This is a genomic window from Nitratireductor sp. ZSWI3 (genome assembly GCF_024655565.1).
Lineage (GTDB): Bacteria > Pseudomonadota > Alphaproteobacteria > Rhizobiales > Rhizobiaceae > Nitratireductor.
On record NZ_JANKOF010000183.1, the window covers coordinates 1 to 3,001 of the forward strand.

5 protein-coding genes are annotated in these 3,001 nt (G+C 52.2%); all 5 read left to right on the plus strand.

The genetic code is table 11. The annotated features are described in order from the left end of the window. Positions 1–829, plus strand: an 829-nt coding sequence (locus NUU27_RS25195) for an RHS repeat-associated core domain-containing protein (RefSeq protein ID WP_257765037.1), incomplete at its 5' end; no start/stop codon positions are given. Beyond that, positions 826–1,455, plus strand: coding sequence for a hypothetical protein (locus NUU27_RS25200; RefSeq protein WP_257765038.1), 630 nt, complete (start codon positions 826–828; stop codon positions 1,453–1,455). The genes NUU27_RS25195 and NUU27_RS25200, both read left to right, overlap by 4 nt. Positions 1,456–1,505: 50 nt before the next feature. After that, positions 1,506–1,862, plus strand: a complete 357-nt coding sequence (locus tag NUU27_RS25205) for a hypothetical protein (RefSeq protein ID WP_257765039.1) — start codon at positions 1,506–1,508, stop codon at positions 1,860–1,862. Between the two features lie 165 nt (positions 1,863–2,027). Continuing rightward, the gene (locus NUU27_RS25210; RefSeq protein WP_257765040.1) at positions 2,028–2,714 is read left to right on the plus strand and encodes a hypothetical protein; all 687 of its coding nucleotides are present in this window, start codon (positions 2,028–2,030) and stop codon (positions 2,712–2,714) included. Then, positions 2,620–3,001, plus strand: a 382-nt coding sequence (locus tag NUU27_RS25215; RefSeq protein ID WP_374568162.1) for an RHS repeat domain-containing protein, incomplete at its 3' end; no start/stop codon positions are given. The genes NUU27_RS25210 and NUU27_RS25215, both read left to right, overlap by 95 nt.

Genomic DNA, 3,001 nt, shown 5'->3' on the forward strand with positions numbered 1-3,001 from the left:
CGCAGCCTATGGCGAGCGGCTGAACACGGGCTTCCAGACGCAGAAGGGCTATATCGGCGAGCGCTACGACGCGGAGACGGGGCTCATCTATCTCAACGCTCGCTACATGGACCCGGTCTTCGGCCGCTTCATCTCGCCGGACGACTGGGACCCGACCCTGCCCGGCGTCGGCACCAACCGATACGCCTATGCCCAGAACGATCCAATCAATAAGAGCGATCCGAACGGGCATTCCATCTGTCTGTGTGGAGTCGACATTGCGGTTATCGGCATCGGCCTCGCAGTGGGGTACACTGCTGCTGACCTTCAAGATGATGGAAAACTCAATGGGTCAGTCGGTAAGGGGTTTGCTGATACAGTTAGCCGCGCCCTTGGACTAAATAATGAGGAAGCTCCATCAGTAAATGAGGGCAGTAAAGAGCAGACCTCAGGATGGAAGGATGCTGTTGATGCGGTAACAAAAGGTGCAACCGGTAGAGGAACAAAGGGCCTCGAAGTCACGCCTGAGCAAGCTGACGAAAATATGGAGGCTGTTAAAGGTTTACCTGGTGCAGCAAAGCCAAGGGGAATTGGTACGACATTTGGGCCAGGTGTGGCTGTAGATCTTCCGGATGGAACTACAGTAGTAGATAGACCAGGATCAACCTCAAGGGGTACACGAACGTTAGAAATTCAGAAGGGGCGCGGAATCAAAGGAAAGAAGACCACGCATGAGGTCGGCGTTGTTTCTTCTAAAAAGGATCAAGAGCCGGCAAAGGAAAATAATCGAGAGAGCTCTGATAGCTCTTCCAGAGATAGTAATATGCCATCAAGAGAGAATAAGCTATGATCTCCAGTCGAGAAGATAGGCGCAAATATGCGGGCGTTTTTTTGCCAGACAAAGCAGAAGTTCTCACGGGCGATAGAGCCAAGAGCGGTGCAGCTAAGATCGATGGGATGTATACTCTACGCAAGACTCCGAGTGTTGATTTTCCTGATGCAGAAATTATGATTCCAAATAGTAAATATTCTTGGAGAGTTGTTAGAGGGACATTGGAGTTTCTTGAAGAGGAGGATGGCTTCAAGGACGAGGAAATTATTGATAGATTTTTCATGAAACGTGAACAGGGAAAATTTTTGTTCTGGAATTCTTTCGGATATATAGATAAATGTATAATTTTTTCAGATATATATTCGAATTACAATAGAAAATGGATGATGAATGCTAGGTTTAAGGATAATATTGGTGTAACTTCTGAGAGTGGTAATTTGTCGATAATTAGTGATATATTTTTTGGATTTAATATAATTTCAGGGACGGTAGATGATATGATAATGTTTGATGATTTTTGGGGAGGGCGCGATAAATTGCAGAGGGATCTTGAGTATTATGTCGAAAATATTATGGAAAACGATAGAAAGAAATTGTGGGCAATTCAAAATTTAATTAAATTAAACTTGGAAGCCCTTAAGTGATGCGATAGGTGGAATGTTGTGTCAATGCTCTGTTCGGCAGAGGAAGATTCATGGAATCTAATAGGAGGCTAGAGGAAGAACAGAAAAATATATGCAAGCGCTATGGGGCTGAGTGGTCACCGGTGGCGGGTCATCAGAAGGTCGGTATTTCCTTGAATGTTAAGAATAAGGTTCAGCCTATTAATGGGCTTAGATACCCGATTGACGGGGACGTTTCTGGGTGGTATATTTGGGCTGGAGGGGAAATACCGGACGATCCCAATTTTTTTCTTCCATTGCATGCAGAGCATATTAAGGATTGGTGCCCTTCTGTTCAGAAGTATTTAGGGCTGCCTCCTGGGTTTAGATTTTCGATTGCAGATGATTATGAAGATGTTTGGGAAGACGCCTCTCTTTTGAGTGTATAGCTTTGGGTATCAGGGAAAGGTGCAGGCTTGTTTGGCAGAATATCTGTGAATTGCGCCGCGCACCTCCCCCTTTGACGTGTCTGCCGGACCGCATCCCTTTATCGTTCTTCCACAACACAGGGTGGCGGAACGATGCGGATTTGGTTGTTCGGGGCAGGGATAGCGATGCTGGCGTTGGCCGGCTGTAACTCGTCCCCTACCAAGGATGCATTCTCCGATCTCGTCGACGGACTGCATGCCAAGCGTTCGCCGCTTCGGGGCGAGCGTGCTGCCTCGCGCAGCCTGACCACATCCTATCAGGGAATAAGCGGCTTTGCCGGCGCAAGCCATATTGGCTCCGGCAGTTTCGTGTCCGGTGCGGCGCCTGGGGTCGCCGCCAAGGCGATGGCTGGTGGCGGCCAGGGCTTTGAGCTCAACCTGGTGAACGCACCGATTGCAGAGGCCGCCAAGGCGGTGCTCGGGGATATACTCGGCGTCAACTATGTCCTCGATCCGCGTGTGACGGGTACGGTCACGCTACAGACGTCGGCGCCGGTCTCTCGTGAGGCGCTTACGGGCATTCTCGAGGCGGCCTTGGCGGTCAACAACGCCACCATCGTCAACCGCGGCGGGGTGTATCAGATCGTCCCGCTGAGCGAAGCCCTGTCAGCCACGCCGGCGGTCAGCGTTCCTTCCGTCTCGCCGTCAGGGCCGGGGGTCCTCATCCTCCATAACCCTGAGCCACGATGCGTTCGGCCGTCTGATCGGCGTCGAGGACATCGGCGGGGCACAATGGAGCTACAGCTACGATCTGGTCGGCAATCGGTTGACGGTGTCCGACCCGGACCTTGGGAACTGGTCGTACAAGTATGACGGCGCCAATCGCCTGGTCGAGCAGCGCGATGCGCGCGGCACGGTCACGACGATGCGCTACGACCAGTTGGGCCGGCTGCTCGAGCGGCAGGTAACGTCGCCTTCCGTCGCCAATCCGATCCTGCTTTCGAACACCTATGACGAGGCGCGCACGGGATATTACAATGTCGGTCAGCTGACGACGTCGGAAACGCCCGGTGTGGTGGTGCACCGGATCGACTGGCGGGCTTCGGGCAACGAGGCCAAGCGGGTCACGACGGTGACGGCGGGCGGCACGACGCATCAAA